The organism is Chromatium okenii (assembly GCF_016583745.1).
In the GTDB taxonomy this organism is placed as follows: Bacteria; Pseudomonadota; Gammaproteobacteria; order Chromatiales; family Chromatiaceae; genus Chromatium; species Chromatium okenii.
In genome coordinates this window covers 1-22117 of the sequence record NZ_NRRQ01000035.1, presented here as the reverse complement: position 1 = coordinate 22117, position 22117 = coordinate 1, and the positions used below count along the sequence as shown (strand labels likewise).

23 protein-coding genes and 1 tRNA gene are annotated in these 22117 nt (G+C 51.8%); 14 read left to right on the top strand and 10 right to left on the bottom strand.

Annotation, left to right across the window (positions count from 1 at the left end; all coding sequences use genetic code 11):
- Nucleotides 1-195 (top strand): transposase (locus CKO12_RS11855; RefSeq protein WP_200154953.1); only part of this gene is annotated, 195 nt, incomplete at its 5' end.
- A gap of 7 nt (nucleotides 196-202) precedes the next feature.
- Entirely contained in the window at nucleotides 203-628 is a 426-nt protein-coding gene (locus CKO12_RS11850) for a transposase (protein ID WP_200154952.1), read from the top strand.
- Nucleotides 629-818: 190 nt separating this feature from the next.
- On the opposite strand, the gene CKO12_RS11845 is transcribed toward CKO12_RS11850, so the two are convergent.
- Nucleotides 819-1178, bottom strand: coding sequence for a hypothetical protein (locus tag CKO12_RS11845; protein WP_200154951.1), 360 nt, complete (start codon nucleotides 1176-1178; stop codon nucleotides 819-821).
- Nucleotides 1179-1231: 53 nt separating this feature from the next.
- Here CKO12_RS11845 and CKO12_RS11840 point away from each other — a divergent pair, with 53 nt between their 5' ends.
- Genes CKO12_RS11840 through CKO12_RS11830 form a run of 3 tightly spaced genes read left to right on the top strand, consistent with a single transcriptional unit; the run spans nucleotide 1232 to nucleotide 4471 of the window.
- On the top strand, nucleotides 1232-1624 hold the full coding sequence (locus CKO12_RS11840; RefSeq protein ID WP_200154950.1) for a type II toxin-antitoxin system HicB family antitoxin: 393 nt from the start codon (nucleotides 1232-1234) through the stop codon (nucleotides 1622-1624).
- Between the two features lie 24 nt (nucleotides 1625-1648).
- Entirely contained in the window at nucleotides 1649-3970 is a 2322-nt protein-coding gene (gene hypF, locus CKO12_RS11835) for a carbamoyltransferase HypF (RefSeq protein WP_200154949.1), read from the top strand.
- A gap of 24 nt (nucleotides 3971-3994) precedes the next feature.
- A complete protein-coding gene (locus tag CKO12_RS11830; RefSeq protein WP_200154948.1) occupies nucleotides 3995-4471 on the top strand; it encodes a rhodanese-like domain-containing protein in 477 nt (158 codons plus the stop codon).
- A 171-nt stretch (nucleotides 4472-4642) separates the two neighbouring features.
- Here CKO12_RS11830 and CKO12_RS11825 read toward each other — a convergent pair whose 3' ends face one another.
- The 7 genes from CKO12_RS11825 to tatA all read right to left on the bottom strand — a co-directional run bounded on the left by CKO12_RS11825 (nucleotide 4643) and on the right by tatA (nucleotide 11867).
- Complete coding sequence (locus CKO12_RS11825; RefSeq protein WP_200154947.1) at nucleotides 4643-5068, bottom strand: DUF29 domain-containing protein; 426 nt, start codon at nucleotides 5066-5068, stop codon at nucleotides 4643-4645.
- 139 nt (nucleotides 5069-5207) lie between these two features.
- Nucleotides 5208-6038: a BRO-N domain-containing protein gene (locus CKO12_RS11820; protein WP_200154946.1), complete on the bottom strand. Its 831-nt coding sequence runs from the start codon at nucleotides 6036-6038 to the stop codon at nucleotides 5208-5210.
- A gap of 480 nt (nucleotides 6039-6518) precedes the next feature.
- Complete coding sequence (locus tag CKO12_RS11815; protein WP_200154945.1) at nucleotides 6519-8084, bottom strand: alpha-isopropylmalate synthase regulatory domain-containing protein; 1566 nt, start codon at nucleotides 8082-8084, stop codon at nucleotides 6519-6521.
- Between the two features lie 101 nt (nucleotides 8085-8185).
- Complete coding sequence (gene thrC, locus CKO12_RS11810; RefSeq protein WP_200154944.1) at nucleotides 8186-9580, bottom strand: threonine synthase; 1395 nt, start codon at nucleotides 9578-9580, stop codon at nucleotides 8186-8188.
- Nucleotides 9581-9710: 130 nt separating this feature from the next.
- Complete coding sequence (locus CKO12_RS11805; protein ID WP_338032742.1) at nucleotides 9711-11030, bottom strand: citrate transporter; 1320 nt, start codon at nucleotides 11028-11030, stop codon at nucleotides 9711-9713.
- Between the two features lie 226 nt (nucleotides 11031-11256).
- Nucleotides 11257-11577, bottom strand: coding sequence for a Sec-independent protein translocase protein TatB (gene tatB, locus CKO12_RS11800; protein WP_200154943.1), 321 nt, complete (start codon nucleotides 11575-11577; stop codon nucleotides 11257-11259).
- A 26-nt stretch (nucleotides 11578-11603) separates the two neighbouring features.
- Complete coding sequence (tatA, locus tag CKO12_RS11795) at nucleotides 11604-11867, bottom strand: twin-arginine translocase TatA/TatE family subunit (protein ID WP_200154942.1); 264 nt, start codon at nucleotides 11865-11867, stop codon at nucleotides 11604-11606.
- Nucleotides 11868-12062: 195 nt separating this feature from the next.
- On the opposite strand from tatA, the gene rlmH reads away from it, so the two are divergent.
- The 6 genes from rlmH to CKO12_RS11765 all read left to right on the top strand — a co-directional run bounded on the left by rlmH (nucleotide 12063) and on the right by CKO12_RS11765 (nucleotide 16071).
- The gene (gene rlmH / locus CKO12_RS11790) at nucleotides 12063-12536 is read left to right on the top strand and encodes a 23S rRNA (pseudouridine(1915)-N(3))-methyltransferase RlmH (protein WP_200154941.1); all 474 of its coding nucleotides are present in this window, start codon (nucleotides 12063-12065) and stop codon (nucleotides 12534-12536) included.
- Entirely contained in the window at nucleotides 12508-13131 is a 624-nt protein-coding gene (locus tag CKO12_RS11785) for a Maf family protein (RefSeq protein WP_200154940.1), read from the top strand. The genes rlmH and CKO12_RS11785 overlap by 29 nt, the downstream gene beginning before the upstream one ends.
- A 59-nt stretch (nucleotides 13132-13190) precedes the next feature.
- A complete protein-coding gene (locus tag CKO12_RS11780; RefSeq protein WP_200154939.1) occupies nucleotides 13191-13910 on the top strand; it encodes an arginyltransferase in 720 nt (239 codons plus the stop codon).
- A gap of 176 nt (nucleotides 13911-14086) precedes the next feature.
- On the top strand, nucleotides 14087-15559 hold the full coding sequence (gene gcvPB, locus CKO12_RS11775) for an aminomethyl-transferring glycine dehydrogenase subunit GcvPB (protein ID WP_200154938.1): 1473 nt from the start codon (nucleotides 14087-14089) through the stop codon (nucleotides 15557-15559).
- Nucleotides 15552-15923, top strand: a complete 372-nt coding sequence (locus CKO12_RS11770; protein WP_200154937.1) for a diacylglycerol kinase — start codon at nucleotides 15552-15554, stop codon at nucleotides 15921-15923. The genes gcvPB and CKO12_RS11770 overlap by 8 nt, the downstream gene beginning before the upstream one ends.
- Nucleotides 15924-15984: 61 nt before the next feature.
- Nucleotides 15985-16071 (top strand) — tRNA-Leu (locus CKO12_RS11765).
- A gap of 83 nt (nucleotides 16072-16154) precedes the next feature.
- Here the strand turns inward: CKO12_RS11765 and CKO12_RS11760 are convergent.
- Together CKO12_RS11760 and ppk1 are read right to left on the bottom strand one after the other, a co-directional pair.
- Nucleotides 16155-16571: an OsmC family protein gene (locus tag CKO12_RS11760; protein WP_200154936.1), complete on the bottom strand. Its 417-nt coding sequence runs from the start codon at nucleotides 16569-16571 to the stop codon at nucleotides 16155-16157.
- A 13-nt stretch (nucleotides 16572-16584) separates the two neighbouring features.
- Nucleotides 16585-18774: a polyphosphate kinase 1 gene (gene ppk1 / locus CKO12_RS11755; RefSeq protein ID WP_242466315.1), complete on the bottom strand. Its 2190-nt coding sequence runs from the start codon at nucleotides 18772-18774 to the stop codon at nucleotides 16585-16587.
- A gap of 547 nt (nucleotides 18775-19321) precedes the next feature.
- On the opposite strand from ppk1, the gene CKO12_RS11750 reads away from it, so the two are divergent.
- The 3 genes from CKO12_RS11750 to CKO12_RS11740 all read left to right on the top strand — a co-directional run bounded on the left by CKO12_RS11750 (nucleotide 19322) and on the right by CKO12_RS11740 (nucleotide 21832).
- Complete coding sequence (locus tag CKO12_RS11750; RefSeq protein WP_200154935.1) at nucleotides 19322-20044, top strand: hypothetical protein; 723 nt, start codon at nucleotides 19322-19324, stop codon at nucleotides 20042-20044.
- 41 nt (nucleotides 20045-20085) lie between these two features.
- A complete protein-coding gene (locus tag CKO12_RS11745; RefSeq protein WP_200154934.1) occupies nucleotides 20086-20892 on the top strand; it encodes an Lcl C-terminal domain-containing protein in 807 nt (268 codons plus the stop codon).
- 100 nt (nucleotides 20893-20992) lie between these two features.
- Nucleotides 20993-21832, top strand: coding sequence for an Lcl C-terminal domain-containing protein (locus CKO12_RS11740; protein WP_200154933.1), 840 nt, complete (start codon nucleotides 20993-20995; stop codon nucleotides 21830-21832).
- Nucleotides 21833-22117 lie beyond the last annotated feature (285 nt).

The following is a 22117-nucleotide window of genomic DNA, read 5'->3' as shown; positions in this document are numbered from 1 at the left end:
CTTGTTATGGATAATGCCGCTTTTCATAAAAGACAAGATATTCAGCAAAAGATTAAAGAAAGCGGGCATATTTTAGAATACTTGCCACCATATTCACCTGACTTAAATCCGATTGAAAACTATTGGGCAAAAGCAAAAGCGATTCGTAAAAGGAACCATTGCTCAGTTGATGCTTTGTTTGCCTGTCATTTGTAATCATTTTATGTTGGATCGACTATATATTCCTTGCGATTATCGGATTTATGATAAAAATAATGATCATTTAACAAAAAATGATCATTTTAAGGAAATGCTTAAAACTGCAAAAGAAAGGGGTTTTCAACCGACTGCTGTAGTATTTGATAGTTGGTACTCTAGTTTAGAAAACCTAAAAATAATCAGGATCTTAGAATGGATTTGGTTGACGCAGCTCAAATCAAACCGGCAAGTTGATCCAGACCGAACTGGAAACAGAGCGATTAGAGATGTTCATATTTCTGCTGAGGGAGAAATCGTTCACCTAAAAGGTTACGGCTTAGTAAAAGTATTTCGGATCGTTGCCAAAAACGGTGACACGGAATACTGGGAAACTAATGATTTTTTAATGTCAAATTTGATGCGCAAAAGTTTGGCTGAAAAAGATGGATGATTGAAGTTTATCATCACGATCTCAAACAAAACTGCGGTGTGGAACGCTGTCAAGCGCGTTCAGCAATTTCTCAACGCAATCATATTGGTCTTGCAATTCGTGCTTTCATACGTTTGGAACGCTACTTCTATCGAACTGGAATAAGCATTATGGAAGCGGAAAATAAGATCGTGCGCAGTGCCATGCGATTTTATTTATCAGCACCATTGTATGGCTTGTTCGCAACTGCGTAACTCCTAGGAATATAACTGTCGCCATCTGTCCATAATAAATTGACAAAATGGTGATAAACTAAATCCATTTTATTAGCATATGGTTTATCGAGCGTGGAATCATCAATAACTAGCGCCCCGCTATTTTTTACAATTTCAGGTGCAACTTCTTCCCATAGTGCTTTGGAGTCTCGCGTTAATAAGCGTGTAAAAGAATCATGTGCAGGTGGTGAATTAAGTTTTGGCGACACCTTTGCAGCCTCCGTGCAGCTATATGTTCGCGGAGTAGCGATTAAAAACTGAATGTAATCTTGCTCTGTACATTTTGCAGCGTTCATCGTTGTATCCTAAAGCTATTTTTGGTCAACTGCGTAACTCCTAGGAGACAATCATGCGATTTCTAGTTGTACTACATACAGATGATGGAGTGCGTTTTGGTGTGATAGTGCCTGATTTGCCGGGTTGTTTTTCGTCAGGAGATACCTTTGATGAAGCATTGGATTCTGTATTAGAAGCAATAGATTTACATCTGGAAGGTATTATTGAAGACGGCGGCGAGATTCCATTGTCGAAACCAATTGCTGAACATCTCGCAAATCCCGATTTTGCAGGATGGATTTGGGCAGCCGTTGATGTGCCAGTGGAACGTTATTTTGGTCCACCTGAAACGCTTAACATCACATTACCGCGCTTATTGCTTGCCAAACTTGATGATTACGTTCGGGCGCATGGAACAACGCGATCTGGTTTTATTGCGGATGCAGTGCGCAGCGCAGTCCGTTAAAAATCCAATCGCAATCGCGCCGCCGTGATCGCTGAAATCATCCGCATACGCGGCTTGGTGCAGGGCGTCGGTTTGCGCCCGACCGTGTGGCGTTTGGCGCAGGAGGGCGGCATCGTCGGCTCGGTGCGCAACGACGGCGACGGCGTGTTGATTCACGCCCAAGCCAGTCGCGCCGCGCTCGATCAATTTTGTGCGCGATTGTGGGCGGAATGTCCGCCGTTAGCGCGGCTGGAAACGCTGGAACGCAGCGCCGATCCCGCGCCGCAGCCCGCCAGCGCCTTCGTCATCAGCGCCAGCACTGCGACCGCGCTCACAACGGGCATCGTTCCCGACGCTGCGCCGTGCGCCGCCTGCTGCGCCGACATCCGCGACCCTGCCAATCGCCGTCATCGTTACGCCTTCACCAATTGCACCCACTGCGGGCCGCGTTTCAGCATCGTGGCGCGGATTCCGTATGACCGCGCCAACACCAGCATGGCGGCATTTTCACTGTGCGCAGCGTGTGCGGCCGAATATGCCGATCCTGCGGATCGCCGCTTTCATGCCCAACCGACTGCGTGTCCGGTCTGCGGCCCGCAGCTCTGGCTGGTCACGGCGACGGGTCAGCGGCTGGCGCACGGCGCAGCGGATGTCATCGCGGCGACCAGTGACCTGCTGGCGGCGGGACAGATCATCGCGCTCAAAGGCAACGGCGGTTTTCATCTCGCCTGCGACGCGCACAACGCCGCTGCCGTCGCCACCCTGCGCCAGCGCAAACGGCGTCCTGAGCAACCGCTGGCGCTGATGGCGCGAGATATGGCAGTGATTCGGCGCTATTGCTGGGTGAATGCGGCAGAAAATGCCGCGCTGACGAGTGCCGCAGCGCCGATTGTCGTGCTGCGCCAGCGCACAGATGCGCCGCCATTGCCGCCGATGATTGCGCCACAACAGATCACGCTGGGAATGATGTTGCCGTCCAGCCCGCTGCACCATCTGCTGCTCACCGAGTGGACGCGCCCGCTGGTGATGACGAGCGGCAATTGCAGCGGTGAGCCGCCGTGTACCGACAACGCCGAGGCGCAGCGGCAATTGGCGGACATCGCCGACGCGCTGCTGCTGCACGACCGCGCCATCGTCAATCGCGTCGATGATTCCGTGCTGCGTGAGGCCGCCGGAACGACGCGAGTGCTGCGACGCGCACGGGGATTTGCACCTGCACCGCTGCGACTGGCAGATGAATTTGCCGAGCTGCCGACGGTGCTGGCATTCGGCGGCGAGATGAAAAGCACCTGCTGCCTGCTGCGCGATGGGCAAGCGGTGTTATCGGCGCATCTGGGCGATCTCAGCAGCGTGCGGGTGGCGCGGGAGTTGGCGCAGCAATTGACGCGCTTACCTGAATTGTGGCGGTGCGAACCGCAGCGTTATGCCGTTGATTTGCATCCTGATTATCACGCCAGCCAGCTCGGACGCGAGTGGGGCGCACAAAAGTCAGTGCCGGTGATCGCCGTCCAACATCATCATGCGCATCTCGCCGCCGTGTTGGCAGAACACGGCTGGACGAGCGCGGCAGGTGCGGTGCTCGGCATCGTGTTAGATGGTTTGGGCTACGGTGCAGACGGAACGCTGTGGGGCGGTGAGTTTTTAGTGGGTAATTATCAGCATTATCAGCGCGTTGCCCATTTCAAGCCGGTGGCGCTGCCGGGCGGAGCGATGGCGATCAGAGAGCCTTGGCGCAATCTGGTCGCGCAGTTAGAGAGCGCCGGTTGGGACGCGCTGCACAGTCGCCATGCCGATTTACCGCTGCTGCGCGAGCTGGCGCAGCGACAACCGCTGGCGCTGGTACGACAGATGCTGGCGCGGGGCGTCAATGCGCCGTTGAGCAGTTCGGCGGGGCGGTTATTTGATGCCGTCGCCGCGGCGGTCGGCGCGGGAGCGCGGATGAGTTACGAAGGACAAGCCGCGCAAATGCTGGAACAGTTAGCGACGGGCGCGATCACGACCGCTGGTGCGGGGTATCCGCTGGCGCTGGTGACGACGGCGACGGCGACGGTGCTTGATGCAGCGCCGTTGTGGGAAACGCTGCTGGCGGATATGGCGCACGGCGTCACCCGCGAACAGATCGCGGCGCGGTTTCACGTTGGTTTAAGCAACACAATCAGCGCCTTAGCGCAGCAAATGGCGACGCAGCATGGTTTGGAGACTGTCGCGCTGGCGGGTGGCGTGTGGCAAAACCGGCTGTTAATGGAATGCGTGACGCAGCAATTAAAAAAGTCGGGGCTGCGCGTATTGATACCGCGACAAGTGCCGACAAATGATGGTGGATTAGCACTGGGTCAAGCATGTATTGCGGCGGTGCAACCCAACTGAATTAACACACAACGAGAAAAGCCAATGAAAACCTTTTTAGACTTAATGCACAGTCATTTAAGCGACGTACAAGAGATCATGCCTTGGGATTTAGAAGAACGGTTAGCGGACAATCCCGATTTATTATTGCTTGATGTGCGCGAACCGGATGAATTTGCGGCGATGCACATTGCTGGTTCTATTAACGTGCCGCGTGGGATTTTAGAATCTGCGTGTGAATGGGACTATGAAGAAACGGTACCGGAATTGGTGCAGGCACGAGCGCGAGAAATCATCGTGATTTGTCGCTCTGGGTATCGCAGCGTATTAGCGGCTTATTCGCTCAATGTCTTGGGTTATCAAACGGTCGTCTCCTTAAAAACCGGCTTGCGTGGTTGGAAAGATTACGAACAACCTTTAATTAACGCAACGGGTGCAGCGGTTGATTTAGATGATGCGGATGTGTATTTCACCACCAAACTGCGCCCGGATCAGCAACGCCCGGTGGATTGGGTGGGATAAAAGCTAAGGTTTGAATTCAGCGGATGCTGAAGGTAGTCCGCTGGACTGATTTGTTAGGCTCAAGTGTGAAGGCGTACAGATAACAGGCGGTGTATAACCAAAGCCACGAATGACATTCTCAATCAAAGGTCTTTGCATTGGGAACGAGTGTTATTGTGCGTCACCACTGATTTAATTTGGCCACCATTCAGTGAGGACTTGTTCAATAGTAAACGGCAATGCTGCTGGCAAATCGTCTTCTGCGCAATCCATTTCCCGCGCTGCCATTAACACCGCATCGCCATACACTTCAGTGATGATTTCCGACAATCGCGCTCGCAATGATGGATTTTTGCATAGCAAGCGATCAAGACGACGGCGTTGTTCTTTAATCGTCAAGCGCCAACTATTACCGCGCCGTTCAGGTTGAATGATCCATTTCAGAAGATGCGCCAATAACACTGCCAGCCGACTTTCCAATTCGCGCTCTCGACTGGCACCCATATCATCAATTTCCTCAGCAAGATGCACGGTATCCAATGTTGACAATGAACCTTGCCGCAATAAATCGGCCTGCTGTTGCGTCCAAAGATAAAAATCCGTGTGATATGTAGTCATTATGATTGGTTCCTACAATTGCCTGTCATTCTATCACAGCTTAAAAATGTCACTATTTTGTTATAGCATTGATCGCCAAGCACATAAAAACCCGCGCACTAATTTGAATTAGGCGCGGGTTTTTTATAGCGCCGGTGCGTTATTGCGGGTTGATAGTCAGCAGCGCATGTTCATCAATGTACGTCTCCAGCCGCTGCAATAAATCTGGAAAGCGTTCCACAAAAAACAGCGGTTGCGTCTCGCGGGGATTGTTCGGGCTGGTTTCATTGCGCCCGTATTGCAAACCCTCAGCAGTGAGATTCCAAAACTTTTTAATCTCATTGCTGCGCCCTTTGCGTGAAAGATGCTCCAGAATGCCCATTTTCTCCAGTGTTGGGTTCACAAGTTTCGCAACATGATGACCGAATGGATGATCTATCTCTTTCAAGAGCGTGGTAATGGCTTTCACCAATGGCTCATCAACATAAGCGGGCAAAAAACTCGGATTGATGCCTTTTATTTCGCACAGTGAGGTAAACATCCGAATCTTGCTGGTATCTGACATGCGCAAGGTTCGCGCTGCGGATTCTGCAATTTGAATCTCAAATGCTGGTGAATACGGTAATGGGGAAAGGGCAGGGTTATTTTGCCCAATATGATAACTGCCAGTCTTGCGAATAGAAGGTAGAACTTCATTAGTGACCCACTTGCGAAATTGATGCGGGACGGTGCCATGCTTGGTCGCATCGCGGCAGCGCAGGATCATGGTGTACAAGCCGGACTCATTGATAATGCTAACTTCTTGTACCCCGCCAAGGGTCTGCATTGAATGCAGACCCTTTTCATCATCATCGAGTTTACGAATTGCGGTAGGGTCAATTCCAAGTGCAGTGCAAACATCCGTCGCAATAAACCAAGGATCATCATCAATCAAGATGACACGAATTTTCTGTTGACCAAACAAGAAAGGAGTGATAGTGCGATTATCCATAATGGATACCTATCTGATTCTCTTAAGGAAAGACCCCGAAGGGTCGTTGAGGGGCTTAAGACCGCAGATAGACGGCGAGATTATTCGCGGGATTACTCCCCTTATTTCTCCGCACCCCCCAGCGAAAAACTGGGGAAATAAAAACCACATGACTGTCGGGTGTGGAAACCGCTATCTGAGGTGTTCTTAAGCACCTGAGACATAGAAGACCACAATCATTAAAAGCTGTCAACAGCAATCAACAAAAATTCGATTAAGCCCGCTGCTGATATTGTCACTTTTGCGGAGCAAGGGACGCGATGAATTGTTGATACCGCTCGAATAAAAAATCCGCGCACCACGTTAAATTGGGAGCGGTTTTTTTATAGCGCCGGTGCATTATTGCGGGTTGATAGTCAGCAGCACATGGCTGTCAACATTGCAAAATAACTGCCTCAAGCATCGGATTCATCTTTGTAGCGATATGATGGCAATTTAATATCACATCGTCTTATTTATAGCTGATTCCGTTACCGACAAACCGCGATGAATGATGATATTGAGCATTCGCAACGTGGCCGCAATTGCCGCAAATACTTGATTAGCATGAACTCCACGCGTGCGCAATTCGCCCTGTTCCGTGTTCCAACTAATACTACATTCAGTCAGCGCATCAGTGCGTCCACCTTTGGGAATTCGCACTTCATAATTGACCAGCGTTGGCAACGTTAAACCACGTCGTTTCACCACCTTACCTAACGCATTGACAAACGCATCAAAACCGCCATTTCCAGCGCCCACTGCCGTATACATCTCATCATCAATGCGCAGCCGAATACTCGCGGTGGATTCTAAATCCAGCGTTGATGCAACTGAACACGCCAGCAATTCGGCGTGATTGTGATCTTTGCTTTCCAATACTTCGGCAATAATAAACGGCAAATCTTCCAAAGTAATTGATTTTTTTGAATCGCCCAGTTCAATAATGCGCTTCAACACCTTGCGTTGATTCTCTTCTGATAAATCAATATCAAGGCGCTCTAAATTCTTTGCTAACGACGCCTTGCCTGCTAATTTACCCAAAGCATAATTGCGCCGACGTGCAAAACGTTCTGGTGATAAACGACTGTGATAAAGACTGCCTTTTTTATCACCATCGGCATGAATCCCGGCAGTTTGCGTAAAGACATCAGCGCCAACAATAGGGGCATTTTCCGCCAGCCGTTTACCAGAAAAGTATTCCACCAATTCACTAACGCGCACTAAATGGGTTTCATCAATACCAATGTCAAAACCGAGTTGATCGCGCAAATTGACTGCAACTTCTGCCAATGACGCATTACCGGCGCGTTCTCCCAAACAATTTACGGTGCAATGCACTGCTGCGGCACCAGCTTGGGCAGCCGCTAATACATTAGCAGTTGCCAAACCATAATCATTGTGCGGATGAAAATCGAATTGTACTGTCGGGAAGCGTTGCACCATATCGGTAATCGCGGCAAAAACACGATCTGGAGTCATTACGCCTAGCGTATCTGGCAACATGATATGCCCAATACCGCAATCAGTTAATTGCGCAACCAATGCAAACACATACTCTGGAGCATCCCGATAACCATTTGACCAATCTTCCAAATACAGATTGACGGTCAAGCCATGCTGTTGTGCTAAAGCGATATTGTTGCGCACGTCAATGACGTGTTGTTCAAGCGTTTTTCCTAACTGACCGTGACAATGTTTTTCACTGCCTTTTGCCAATAAGTTGATAACACGTCCGCCCGCGCTGCGAATCCATTCTATACTTAAACCATGATCGACAAATCCTAAAACCTCCACGCGATCCGCTAATCCGCGTTCATTTGCCCACGTCACAATGCGCGTTACTGCATCGGCTTCTCCTGATGAGACTCGCGCCGAGGCAACTTCAATACGATCAACGCGCACTAATTCTAATAACGCTTTAGCGATATTTACTTTTTCATCTGGTGAAAAGGATACGCCTTGCGTTTGTTCGCCGTCGCGTAAGGTCGTGTCAAGAATTCGCACATAGCGCGTGGTTTCAGTCATTGTGTTGGGTTCTCAATCTATTCAGTGCTATTGCACAATTCGAGTGAACGAGAGCAGTTTTTTGTGCGTTGAGTTGCATTATACAACGCAACGCACTGCAATTAGGACGCGATAGGAATTAACGTTGCTTCTAAATGTGCTTTGATTGCCGCCACCGTTGCTGGCAATGCAATACAACGCGGTTCTTTTTCCATTAACCCCTGCAAAGACAACGGCAAGGGCGCTTCATGTCCAATGGCATTACACACTGCATCATTAAATTTAGCAGGATGCGCCGTTGCTAAACACACGCAATCGGGTTGCCCGTGCGCAGCATGAACACCTACTGCCGTATGTGGACATAAAATATAACCACTGTCCGCAGCAGTCGCTTGAATTTGTGCCAAAGTTTCTATATCGGTTGCGGCGCGAGCGGCAAAATCAGTTTGTACTTGTTGATGATGTTGCGCATCAATTGTTAAGCGCCCAGTCTGTTGAAAGTCAGCGAGTAAGGCACGAATTTGTGTAGCATCGCCGGCATAAAGATCATAAAGATACCGCTCGAAATTCGAGGCAATTTGAATATCCATTGCCGGGCTAATAGTTTGATGTACAGTGTCGCCACTTGCATAAATGCCGGTATGCACAAAACGAGTTAAAATATCGTTGCGATTGGTGGCAATGATTAAGCGGTCAATCGGTAATCCCATGCGCCGCGCTAAATGACCCGCAAATACATCGCCAAAATTTCCAGTGGGCACTGCAAAATTGAGGCGGCGCGAGATGTCACCACCAGTAACACGTCCCCACGCATAAAAATAATAGACGGTTTGCGCTAAAATTCGCGCCCAGTTAATTGAATTGACGGCACCAAGTTGATATGCCGCTTTGAAGGGCAAATCGTTAAATAAGGCTTTAACAATGTTTTGCGCATCATCAAAGGTACCATGCACGGCGATATTGTGGACATTCGCATCCTGCACGGTGGTCATTTGCCGTTCTTGAATAGGCGACACGCGACCTTTGGGATGCAAAATAAAAATCTCAATTCCCGCTTTACCACGCACTCCATCAATGGCTGCTGAACCTGTATCACCAGACGTTGCACCGATGATATTTAATTTTCCCCCCGTGCGTGCTAATAAATACTCGAATAAATTGCCAAGGAATTGCAGCGCCACATCTTTGAATGCGGCGGTTGGACCATGAAATAATTCGAGGATTTTGAGTGTACCAACGTCAACGACTGGCGTTATTTCTGGATGCGTAAAATGCGCATAGGCGCGTTCAATTAACATGCGCAAATCGGAGCGCGGAATGTCAGCGCCAATAAAAGGCGTCATTACCTCCAGCGCCAATTCTTGAAAGCGTAAAGTTGACCATGTTTGCAGCGTTGCGGCGTCAATATGTGGAATTTCAGCCGGCATCAGCAAGCCGCCATCATTCGCTAAACCCATCATTACCGCATCGCTGAAGCCAATAGGTGCAATGCCGCCGCGTGTACTGAGATAGTGCATGTGTGTTCTCAACTCAATGAACGATGATGGTGAGCATTTTAGACAACAACTGCCATAAAATAAATGCAGTTGTTGTTTGCAATGCGTATTCTGGCAGTTATTGGTTATTCAGCATTTCAACATGCTGCGTTTAAGGTGCCAATGTTGCAACGTGCGGCTGCCAACCCAGCGTCAACAGTAACGCTGCAAAACCAATGATATACGCCAGCGTGACGTGCCAGCCCTGCCGTAACCACGCGCCGACTGATTTTGCTTCTGGATAAATGTTTGAAAGCGCCACGCCCGCTGAACTACCAAACCAAATCATTGAACCGCCAAAGCCGACTGCATACGCCAACATGCCCCAATCAAATCCGCCTTGTTCAATTGCTAATGCCGTTAAAGGAATGTTATCGAATACTGCGGAAACAAATCCTAAAGTGAAGGCGGAATACCACGAGGCTTCAGGTAAACGTTCGACGGGCATCATGGATGCGCAAACGACCAGCGTTAATAAAAACAAACTGCCTTTGATTGCTTCTGGCAATAAACTCCATTCTGGCTTGCGCAACGGCACTGCAATTAAAATCGCTACCCAAACGGCTAATCCTAACACCGGAAAACTATTGGCTAAATCCTTAAAAGCAAAGTTCATCACGATATTGGTTGTCACTGCTGCAATTAAAATCCACGCGACGATGCCAATTCGCGGCCAATCAATCCGACTTCCCGCAGGAACATCGCACACAATTGGTGAGAAGCGATGCTGTTGTAATGCGGCTGGAATTCCAAATACAATTAACGCAACAATTGCGGCGACATACGCATGAAACACGTCTAATGGTGCAATACCAGAAATCCACATCATAGTCGTTGTCGTATCGCCAACAACGCTGCCCGAACCACCCGCATTGGAGGCGGCAACAATGGCGGCGAGATAGCCGATGTGGACGCGGCGTTGAAAGACGGTCAAGGCGATGGTGCCGCCAATGAGCGCGGCTGCGATGTTGTCGAGAAAGCTGGAGAGCACGAAAATTGCCACCAGCAACACGAATCCGCCCAGCCAGCCAGCTGGTAAATAACGCGGCAATACCAATGGGACGCCGCTGTCCTCAAAATGTCGCGCCAGCAGGGCAAAACCGAGCAGTAATCCCAACAAATTGGTCAAAATGACCCACTCGCCCGCCATGTGTCCGGCTAATCCCGCCAAGCCAGTGCCGGCATGAAAGCCGGTAAATACCAGTTTATAAACGACAATTGCCGTTAAGCCGCTCAATGCGACCGGCAAGGTGTGGTGGTGAAACAACGCCACGCCCAGCAGGGTGCAGGCAAATAAAATGAATTCGGCGGGAATGCCAAACAGCGTGAGTTCCGGCAGTCCGGTGGCGGCGCTGGCGGCGACGGGCAGCAAGGCTGCCGCTAAAAATACTGCTGCCATGACGACACGCGACGAATTTTGGAGCGATAACACGTTCAAACGCTTCACCTCTTGAATTGAATTTTCAGTGTTTCAATTGGCAGTTTTCATTTGTATCGAATCACAGTCTCTGCTGTTATTTGATGCAACTGTGTGGCGTGATATTGGAGTTTTCACTCCAGCTTTTCACTGACTGACCACTTGAAAAAAAACACCGTCAGCGATACGCGCATCGCTGACGGTTGTAAGGATTAAAATCCCGCCGTAAGAATACCGAACGCTAACGTGGGGCGTCGGTGTCCATTGCGGCAGGGGGTGTGACCGGCGCAGCAGTGCTGACCGGAATCGGGGCGGATGGCGCAGCAGTGAATTCCACAATGGTTTCCACTGACTGCGATACCGCTTGTTGTTTGAGAATCTCGGCTAATTCTCCGGCTTTCAATTCGCGGTCAATTTCCTGTTTCACCGCGCCGAGCGTGCGTCGCGCTCGCCCCAGCCATAGCCCGGCGGTGCGAGCGACTTTGGGTAAACGTTCGGGGCCGATGACGATCAGCGCGACGACGGCGACTAAAATTAATTCTGAAAAACCGACATCAAACATGGGCTTAACCTATGTGCGCCAGCAGTTTATGACCGCGCTGCCGTGTCCCGATCCTTATCGAGCGGATTGGGTTTCGCAGTGGCGTTGGCATCCGCAGCGGGATGAACGCTGGCAGCCGGAGCTGCGGGCGCGTCGTCTTCTTTCTCGCCATTGGCCATTGAATTGCGAAAACCGCGAATGGCGCTGCCTAAATCAGAACCGATATTTTTTAAGCGTGAAGTGCCAAATAACACCACGATAATTGCTAAAATAATCAGCAATTGCCAAATACTAATCCCACCAAGTCCCATAGCATTCTCCGTAGCACAGTGTGAATTAAAACGATTGCTGGGCAATGACAACGATTGCGCCAGCAGTGAATTGAATAACCATTCGGCACCTGCCGAAACGAGCGCCGATTGTAACCGATCAATCCGCAGCGTTTACGCTCACGACAATCGCGGCGATGATCGCCGTCCTCTTTGTAAGCGGATATTTTCAAAATTATGCGGATTCATCTCATCAGCGTTGGACAACGGATGCCGGCGTGGATTGCGGCGGGTTATGCGGAATATGCCAAACGGCTGCCGCCGGAGTGTGCGTTAAAACTGGTGGAAATTGCGCCGCAGCGCCGGGGCAAAACGACCAGCGCGGCGTTGGCGCGTACCGTTGAGGGGCAGCGGCTGGTGCAGGCGATTCCCAAAGGTGCGGGCGTTATCGCGCTTGATGGCGGCGGTCAACAGTGGAGCACGGAGCAATTGGCGCAGCAGTTGCGCCAGTGGCTGGCTGCCGGGCGCGATTGCGCGTTGCTGATCGGTGGCGCGGATGGGTTGACGCCAGAGTGTCTGGCTCGCGCCGAGCAGCGGTGGTCATTATCGGCGCTGACGTTTCCACATCCGCTGGTGCGGGTGATCGTGGCGGAACAATTGTATCGGGCTTGGAGTGTGCTCAATGGTCATCCCTACCATCGTGGCGACTGAAGCGCAGATTTATCTGGCCTCGCGCTCACCGCGCCGTGCTGAATTATTGCGCCAAATCGGGGTGCGTTTTGCGGTGGTGGATGGCGACTGCGACGAGCGCCAACTGCCGGCTGAGTCGCCGCCGGAATATGTGCAGCGGCTGGCGCTGACCAAGGCGCAAGTCGGCTGTGCGCAGCTCGCGGCGCTGGCGCTCCCGCCGTTGCCGGTGCTGGCGGCAGATACAGCGGTGATTTGCGAGGCGCAGATTTTGGGAAAACCGCGTGATCGGGAGGAGGCGCTGGCGATGCTGCGGCTGTTATCCGGGCGCACGCATCAGGTGTTGACGGCAGTGGCGCTGGCGCTGCCGACGGAGTCGCGCCACTGGCTGCGCCTGAGCACCAGCCGCGTCACTTTTCGCCCGCTCACGGAGGCGGAGTTGGAGGCGTATTGGCAGACGGGAGAACCGCGTGATAAAGCGGGCGCGTATGGCATTCAAGGTCGCGCCGCGTTGTTTATCACGCATTTAGACGGCAGCTATTCTGGCGTGATGGGGCTGCCGCTGTGCGACACTGGTGACTTGTTGGCAGAGATTGGCATTCAATGGTTAATCCTGTGATTCCAGTGATCCACGACTGACAACTGCTCACTCAGAATTCTGTTAAACGACGCCGCGCCATGACTCACGCTACCCACCGTTTGCCGCTTTATCGCACCGACGATCATCCCTGCGCATATCTCCCCGGACGGCTTGCCCGCACCGTTTTTGTCGATCCGACTGCGACCATTGACAGCGCCAGCTATCAAACCCTGTTGGAGCGCGGCTTTCGGCGCAGCGGCAGTCATGTTTATCGTCCTGATTGCCGGCGCTGCGCCGCCTGCGTCCCGCTGCGAATTCCGGTAGCGACATTTCAGCCGAATCGCTCGCAGCGCCGTACTTGGCAGCGCAATCGCAGTGACATCACTTGCACCGTGACTGCCGCGACCTTTCACCCCAAACATTTTGCGTTGTATTGCCGGTATCTTCGCGCCCGCCATCCAGACGGCAACATGGCAGACGAGGCGACTGCGGACAGTTATCGCCAATTTTTGCTGGATGACTGGGGCGGCGACACGCGGCTGCTGGAATTTCACTGCGATCAGGAACTGGTTGGCGTTGCCGTCACCGATTTGCTGCCGCACGGCTGGTCAGCGGTGTACACCTTTTTTGAGCCCACGCTGGCACCGCGAGCACTCGGCGTGGTGGCGGTATTAACGCAGATTCATTTATTGCAACTATTACAATTGCCGTATTTATATTTGGGTTATTGGATTCAAGAGACGCGCAAAATGGCATATAAAACCAATTATCGTCCTTGTGAAATGTGGACTGGAGATCATTGGCGAGTGCTGGAATAAAATTGCGTTTTATCATTCCCGTTGCAACGACAAGATCGTCATCATCATGCTGTAAACGTTTTTCATGCCGCGCTCAATTCACTGCTCAAAAAGATGTTATTGAATTCACCGCCTGACAACTGCTCACTGACAACTGACAACTCAACTCCCGTCTCACTTCAATCAGGATTGCACTCATGTTGATTTACGACCACTCACGCCCCGGTCGCCGTGCTCCCACGCAAGCTCCGCTCGCGCCACCAGCCGCCACTGATATTCCGCTGCAATGGCGGCGACGCACTCGCCCGCTGCTGCCGGAAGTCTCGGAATTACAAGTGGTGCGGCATTACACGCGCTTATCGCAGCAGAACTTTTCGATTGACACCCACTGTTATCCGCTCGGCTCCTGCACCATGAAATACAACCCCCGCGCCAGCCACACGTTGGCGATGCTGCCGGAATTTTTAGCGCGACATCCGCTGGCACCCGCCAGTCACGGTCAAGGCGTGCTCGCTTGTTTGCACGATTTGCAGGAAATGTTGAAAGAACTGACCGGCATGGCGGCGGTGTCGTTGGCACCATCCGCTGGGGCGCAGGGCGAATTTGCTGGCGTGGCGATGATCCGCGCTTATCACCGCGCTCGCGGCGATCTGGCGCGTACTGAAATGTTGGTGCCGGACGCCGCACACGGCACCAATCCGGCGTCAGCGGTCATGTGCGGCTTTACGGCGCGTGAGATTCCGACTGGTGCTGATGGCGATGTCGATTTGACGGCGCTGGCAGCGGCGGTGGGACCACAAACGGCCGGCATCATGTTGACCAATCCCAGCACGGTCGGCGTGTTTGATCGCAATATCCAAGCCATTGCCAGCACCGTTCACGCTGCGGGCGGGCTGCTGTATTACGACGGCGCGAATTTCAACGCCATTCTCGGCAAGGTGCGCCCCGGCGATATGGGCTTTGATGTGATTCACCTGAATCTGCACAAAACGTTCTCCACTCCGCACGGCGGCGGCGGTCCCGGCGCGGGTCCGGTCGGCGTGTCACCGCGTTTGGAACCGTATTTGCCGGTGCCGCTGGTGCAGCGCGAGGACGACGGCAGTTATCGCTGGCTCACCGAAGTTGATCGCCCCAATAGCATCGGACGCTTGACGGCTTTTGGCGGCAATATCGGCATCTTGCTGCGGGCTTATGTCTACGCCCGTTTGTTGGGGCGCGACGGCATGGCGCGAGTGGCGGAATTTGCCACGCTCAACGCCAACTATTTGCTGGCGCGGCTGCAAGCGGCAGGATTTGAAGCGGCCTATCCACAGCGTCGCGCCAGCCACGAATTCATCATCACCCTGAAACGCGAGGCAAAAGACTGGGGCGTGACGGCGATGGATGTCGCCAAGCGGCTGTTGGATTACGGCTATCACGCGCCGACGACCTATTTTCCGCTGTTGGTGCCGGAGTGTTTGCTGATTGAGCCGACCGAAACCGAGAGCAAAGAAGAATTAGATGGTTTGGTGGCGGCGCTGGTCGCCATTCGTCACGAGGCGCTGGAACATCCCGAACGCTTGAAAACTGCGCCGCACACCTTACCGCGTCGTCGTTTAGATGATGTCCGCGCTGCGCGGCAATTGGATTTAGCGTGGACGCCGAATGCCGTTGAGAATGCCGATGGCTAATCAAAACGTTAAAGGTTGGCGGCGCGTGTTATATGCGTTTCGCTATTCAATGCAGGGCTTAAAAAGCTGTTTTGAATTAGAAGAAGCCTTCCGCCAAGAAGTGTTTTTATTGATTCCGTTGATACCGCTGGCGCTGTGGTTAGGAGACACGCCAGTGGAACGCGCTATTTTACTTGGCAGCTTATTGATTGTGCCGATGGTTGAATTATTAAATTCAGCAATTGAGGCGAATGTGGATCGGGTTGGTTTAGAGCGGCATGAATTATCCGGGCGGGCAAAAGATATTGCTTCCGCCGCCGTGTTCGTGAGCATCGCCCTGTGCGTGGTGAGCTGGGCGCTGATCTTGGTGCCGAAGTGGTGGTAAACCATCAGTCACAACTGCGGTACCATTTTTGCGGCGACTCGTGTATATTTCCGCTCGCGTTGCCGGGGTGGCGAAATTGGTAGACGCATCAGACTCAAAATCTGACGGGGGTGACCCCATGCCGGTTCGATTCCGGCCCTCGGTACCAAATTAAGCTCAAATCAAACAAGGAGTTAGGTTAAACAACCTAACTCCTTTTTGTTTGCCAGCGACCCGCCAACACCAGCGCCGTTACGCGCTGCGAATCTCAAAATCGTGCGTGATCGTCGCCGTCGCTCCCAGCATGATCGATGCCGAGCAGTATTTTTCCGCACTCAAGCGGATCGCCTGCTCCACCCGTTTCGGGTCAAGATCGCGCCCGGTGACGATGAAATGCGCATGAATCTGCGTAAATACCTTCGGATCCGTTTCCGCCCGCGTCGCCTCCAGCTCCACCACGCAATCCGTCACGTCCTGCCGCCCTTTGCGCAAAATCAGCAACACATCAAACTGCGTGCAGCCGCCCATGCCCAACAGCAGCATTTCCATCGGACGCACGCCGAGATTGCGCCCGCCCAGCTCCGGCGGCCCGTCCATCACCACGCCGTGACCGGAACCGGATTCGCCCAACATGGCGACGCCTTCAATCCATTTTATCCGTGCTTTCATGCTGTTACCTGTATTAGCTGCGAAGATTGCGGTCGCGCAAGCGCCATTGAAAATGACTCAAGAGCTTGGAACGCACCTTTTTTTCCTTGTGTTTCGCTGCCGCTGCGAGACGTTTTTCTGCCACCTCAATCAATGTTTCCTGCGCACCCTTGGTATTGTCATCAAGCGGAATGCGTTGAATATATTCACCCGCGCTATTCATTTCCCACGCCGAGCGCGTATCCGCAAATTGCACATCTAAAATCAAGCGCAATTCCTGCCGCAATTCGGGGTTTTCAACTGGCGCATGAACTTCCACGCGGCTATCGAGATTGCGCCCCATCATATCCGCCGAACCGATGTAATACTCCTCCGCGCCGTTATTATGAAAATACATAATCCGCCCGTGTTCTAAAAAACGCCCCACAATACTGACCACCCGCGCTTTTTCACTGATATTCGGTAAACCCGGACGAAATCGGCAGGTGTCTCGAATAATCAAATCAACCTGCACTCCGGTATGGCTGGCGCGATATAAAGCGCGGGTAATATCCGCATCTTCCAGCGCATTCATCTTCATTTGAATCAAACCGTTGCCTGTGCGCTTTTGATGCGTGATTTCGCGGTTGATTTTATCAATGATGCTGCGTTTTAGCGTGTAGGGCGCGGCGAGAATTTTGCGATAACTCGGCGGCGGTGAATAGCCGGTGAGATAATTAAACAGCTCGGTTAAATCCTGTCCAATATCTTCGTCGCAGCCGAGCATTCCCAAATCGGTGTACAGCTTGGCAGTGCCAGCGTGATAATTGCCGGTGCCAATATGATAATAGCGCCGCAATTGCGCATAATCGCGCCGCACGATGAAAATCAATTTGCTGTGGGTTTTCAAACCCATCACGCCATAATTAACGTGAATGCCTTCTGCTTCTAAACGCCGCGCCCATTGGATATTGGCTGCTTCATCAAATCGCGCTTTTAATTCCACCAACACCGCAACCTGTTTGCCATTCCGCGCTGCTTGAATCAATGAATCTAAAATCGCGCCAGCCGAAGTGCGATAGAGCGTCATTTTAATCGCCAATACTTTCGGGTCTTCTGCCGCCGTGCGCAAAAAGCGTTCAACTGAAGTGCTAAATGGTTGATAGGGATGCTGCAATAAAATCGGGCCATTTTCGCGGATGATGTGAAAGATATTGCGGCGATCATTCGCCAATAACGGATGATCCACCGGGCGATGTGGTTTATCGTGCAATTCCGGTTTATCAATTGCGGCTAATTCAAATAAATCGCGCAGCGCCATCATGCCCGCAATTTCAAATACATCTTCATCTTCATTCAAACCCAATTCGGCCGCCAACATGCCGCGATGCGTTGGCTCCATTTTTGGCTCAACTTCCAGCCGCACAATCGGCGCGAAATGCCGCTCGCGCAGCTCGGTTTCGATCATCTCCAGCAGATCATTCGCTGTTTCCGCGTCCGGTTCGACAATCGCGTTGCGGGTGACGCGAAACAGGGCGCAGGACACGATTTCCATGCCCGGAAATAGCATGTCCAGATTGTTGACCATCAAATCTTCCAGCGTGACGAAGGTGTGGCTGCCGTCCACCGCAATCAGCCGCCGCGACACATCTTTGCTCACCGGCACCTTGACTCGTGCCATGTAAATCTCGTTGCCACCGGGAAAACGTAGCGTGACCAATAAGTTAAGCGTGAGATTGGAAATAAACGGGAACGGATGCGCCGGGTCCATCGCCAACGGCGTGAGCATCGGAAAGATGTTGGCGCGGAAATACTCGCGCAGGCGGGCGCTGGCATCGGCGGATAAATCGGCGTGGCGAATGATGCGGATGTCGTGCGCGGTCAGTTCGATCATCAGCGCCTCATCAATGCGCCGTTGCTCCATTTGAAACGCACGCGCTGCGGTCTGGCAGGCTTTCAATTGCTGGAGCGGGGTGCGGCCATCGAGGCTCGGCGTGTGGACGGCGGCGGCGATTTGCTGCTTCAAGCCGCCGATGCGTTTCATAAAGAATTCATCGAGATTGTTGCTGACGATGGCGAGAAATTTCACGCGCTCTAACAACGGGTTACGCGGATCATCTGCCTCATGCAGCACCCGTTGATTGAACGCCAACCACGTCAATTCGCGGTTGAGATACAAACTCGGATCACTGAGATCAAGGGTGTCGGTAGGCGACAGCAGGCTGTCATCGGTGGGTGCGTTCATATTTCCAAATCCCAAAGCGGCGCGGTGAAAGCTGGTTATCTTAGCAAGTGGAGGGCGTGTGATTACGGCAGTTTGATGACCGCTGGCGCTGCTGCCTATTGTTGCTCGTGTGTTTAAGAATGACGTGGTTATCAAATAACCATTGATTTTTTAATAATAAGGTGATTGTACACAGTTGATTTAATGCGTTATGAGATCGAAAAAGTGTCAGCTTTTTTGCCTGTTGTAGGCGTTGCGAATTGGCAATTTAATGTTCTGATATAACAAAGCGTTACTGACAGAAGCGCGGCATTTTGATGGCGCAGCGAAAGCAAAACACCATATTTTAAGCCCATAAAATGTCAGGTTTTTTTACACTGCGCTCTCGCTTGAATTGAAAGAACGAGGTGCGCTGTCAATTTTTCCATTATTTTTCAATCACTAATACTGTTGGCATCAAATGTGACTAAGCCATTGCAGTGGGTTATTTTGTGCGAGTCAGAGTGTGATTAACCACCGGGCACAGCAGTGAATTGTTTTTTTTATCAATGTGTTAAGGGAGATCGAGATGTTAATGCTCGGCAAATCGTCCGGTTTTATCACCGCGACTGTGTTATGTGCGGCGAGTATCGGTAGCGCCATTGCTTCGCCAATGGCTTATACCGACTACACCGCGTTTATGACGGCGACCGGCAGCTACACTTCCGTTGCGACGTTGAATTTTGATGCGTTGTCCGTCGGGGCTTTTGCGTCGGGCAGTGCGTTTAATGGCGTGACCTTTACCGGGCATGATGACACTGCCGGTCAATTGGCAGTGGCGACGGGTTACGCCACCACCTCCGGCGCGAATTATCTCGGCATTGATGATGCTGATAACTTTGATCTGCTGAGTGGGGCAAACAGCAATTTCAGCTTGTCATTCGCTACCAGCAATGCCATCGGGCTGTTCATCATCACGAACGAAACGCTTGGCGAGACGCTGTTTGACGGCGATATTCAATTGTCCGCTGGCGGTGTGACGGCGATGTTGGACACAGACACACCCTACAAATATCTGAGAGACGATAGTGCGGTATTTTTTCTGGGTTTAACCAGCGATACCGCTTTCACCAGCGCGGCGTTGACCAACGCTACTGTCGATTTTTTTTACAACATTGATGACATCACGCTGACCGCTGCGCCGGTCGTGCCACCGCCACCAAATCCCGCACCAGCGCCCAATCCAATACTGGCTGGAGTGTTGGGCTGGCTGGCATTGCGCAATTGGCGGCGTCACGCGACTGCGGCATGAACGCATCGCAACTTTCATCATTCCAACGAGAAAAAAACACCATGAAATCGAATCTCATCTCACGCTTTTTAATGATCGCTGCCGTCGGTATTGGCATTGGTTTTCACAGTAGCGCGTGGAGTATCGAACCGCGTCCATCACTCAGCGGTTTGCAAACGCAGATCAATGCGCTGACCAGCGGACAAATGCCGGTCGCGCCGCTGGTTGGTGAATCCACCGCCGCCTGCGATAGCACGACACAAGGTTTACTGCGTTGGAATGCAACTGTTGGTCAATTGGAATTGTGCGATGGGACAGCATGGTTGGCAGTCATGGATCAAGGACATGCGACGATAACTGATATGTTTGCTGCCATTCGTAACTTGGTCAAAAACGATACCGTGAATCGTTATCTGGTTAAAGGAACTAATGACGAGATCATTAAAGATTTTGTAACGGGTTTGGAATGGCAGCGGTGCAGCGTTGGTCAGACTTGGAATAAAACGACGCAAAAATGCGATGGAGACGCCGCCATGTTTAATTGGGATACAGCAATCAAACAAATGGCAACCGGCGGTTTTCGTATTCCAACCATCGACGAATTAAAAACGCTGGTGTATTGCTCCAGTGGTACGCCGGTCACGATTGGTATGACGGCTGATTTAACTCCCTGCTCCGACATTTACAATCAACCGACAATCGTGGCGTGGGCATTCCCAAATACGCCGAGTTCGTGGTTTTGGTCCGGTTCTCCGTATGCCAGCACCACGTACGGCGCGTGGAGCGTGAATTTCGACAATGGCGGCGCCTACAACGGCAGTCGGTACTACAGCAGCGGCCGCGTTCGCCTCGTCCGCAGCGGACAGTGATTTTGATCTTTTTGCTTTTTAATTGCAGTTGAACTCACAAATGCCCCTTTTGAATAAAAGGGGCATTTATTGCGCTGGTTTCCAACGAGAAAAAAACACCATGAAATCGAATCTCATCTCCCGCTTTTTAATGATCGCTGCCGTCGGTATTGGCATTGGTTTTCACAGCAGCGCGTGGAGTATCGAACCGCGTCCATCACTCAGCGGTTTGCAAACGCAGATCAATGCGCTGACCAGCGGACAAATGCCGGTCGCGCCGCTGGTTGGTGAATCCACCGCTGCCTGCAATAGCACGACACAAGGTTTACTGCGTTGGAATGCAACTCAATTGGAATTGTGCGATGGAACGGCGTGGGCGGCGGTGCTAGATCAAGGACATGCGACGATGGTTACAGCCTTCGAGATGATCTGTCGGGCAAACGTGGCTGCTGGATTAACTCCGGCGATGTTGCCCAAGTTCTGTGGCGCTTACACCGAATTACGTTATTTGCCACTCGGTGACAATGGCGAAATTATCCGCGATGTCAGAACGGGTTTGGAATGGCAGCGGTGCAGCGTTGGTCAGACTTGGAATAAAACGACGCAAAAATGCGATGGAGACGCCGCCATGTTTGATTGGGATACAGCAATCAAACAAACGGCAACCGGCGGTTTTCGTATTCCAACCATAGACGAATTAAAAACGCTGGTGTATTGCTCCAGTGGTACGCCGGTCACGATTGGTATGACGGCTGATTTAACTCCCTGCTCCGGCACTTACAATCAACCGACAATCGTGGCGTGGGCATTCCCAAATACGCCGAGTTCGTGGTTTTGGTCCGGTTCTCCGTATGCCAGCACCACGTACGGCGCGTGGCGCGTGTATTTCAACGATGGCAGCGCCAACGGCTACTATCGGAGCTACGCCTACAGCGTCCGGCTCGTCCGCAGTGGACAGTGATTTTGATTTTTTTGCTTTTTAATTGCAGTTGAATGAATAAAAAACCGCAATTGAAATAATCGTTCCTAAAACCGCCACCGAGCGTTATGCGTTCGGTGGCGGTTTTGCATAGCACCGGCGTTTTAATCGTCGTAATGAAACCGGCAAGCGATCACAATTATAGTTGTCCGCAAAACTAACCATACAGCACCCAAGGCACGAACTGTTCTATCCAGCCCTTGGCATAGCTTGATGATTTGCTGAATACAGCCCAAGAATCAGAGATGACTGACTTTAAGTACTCAT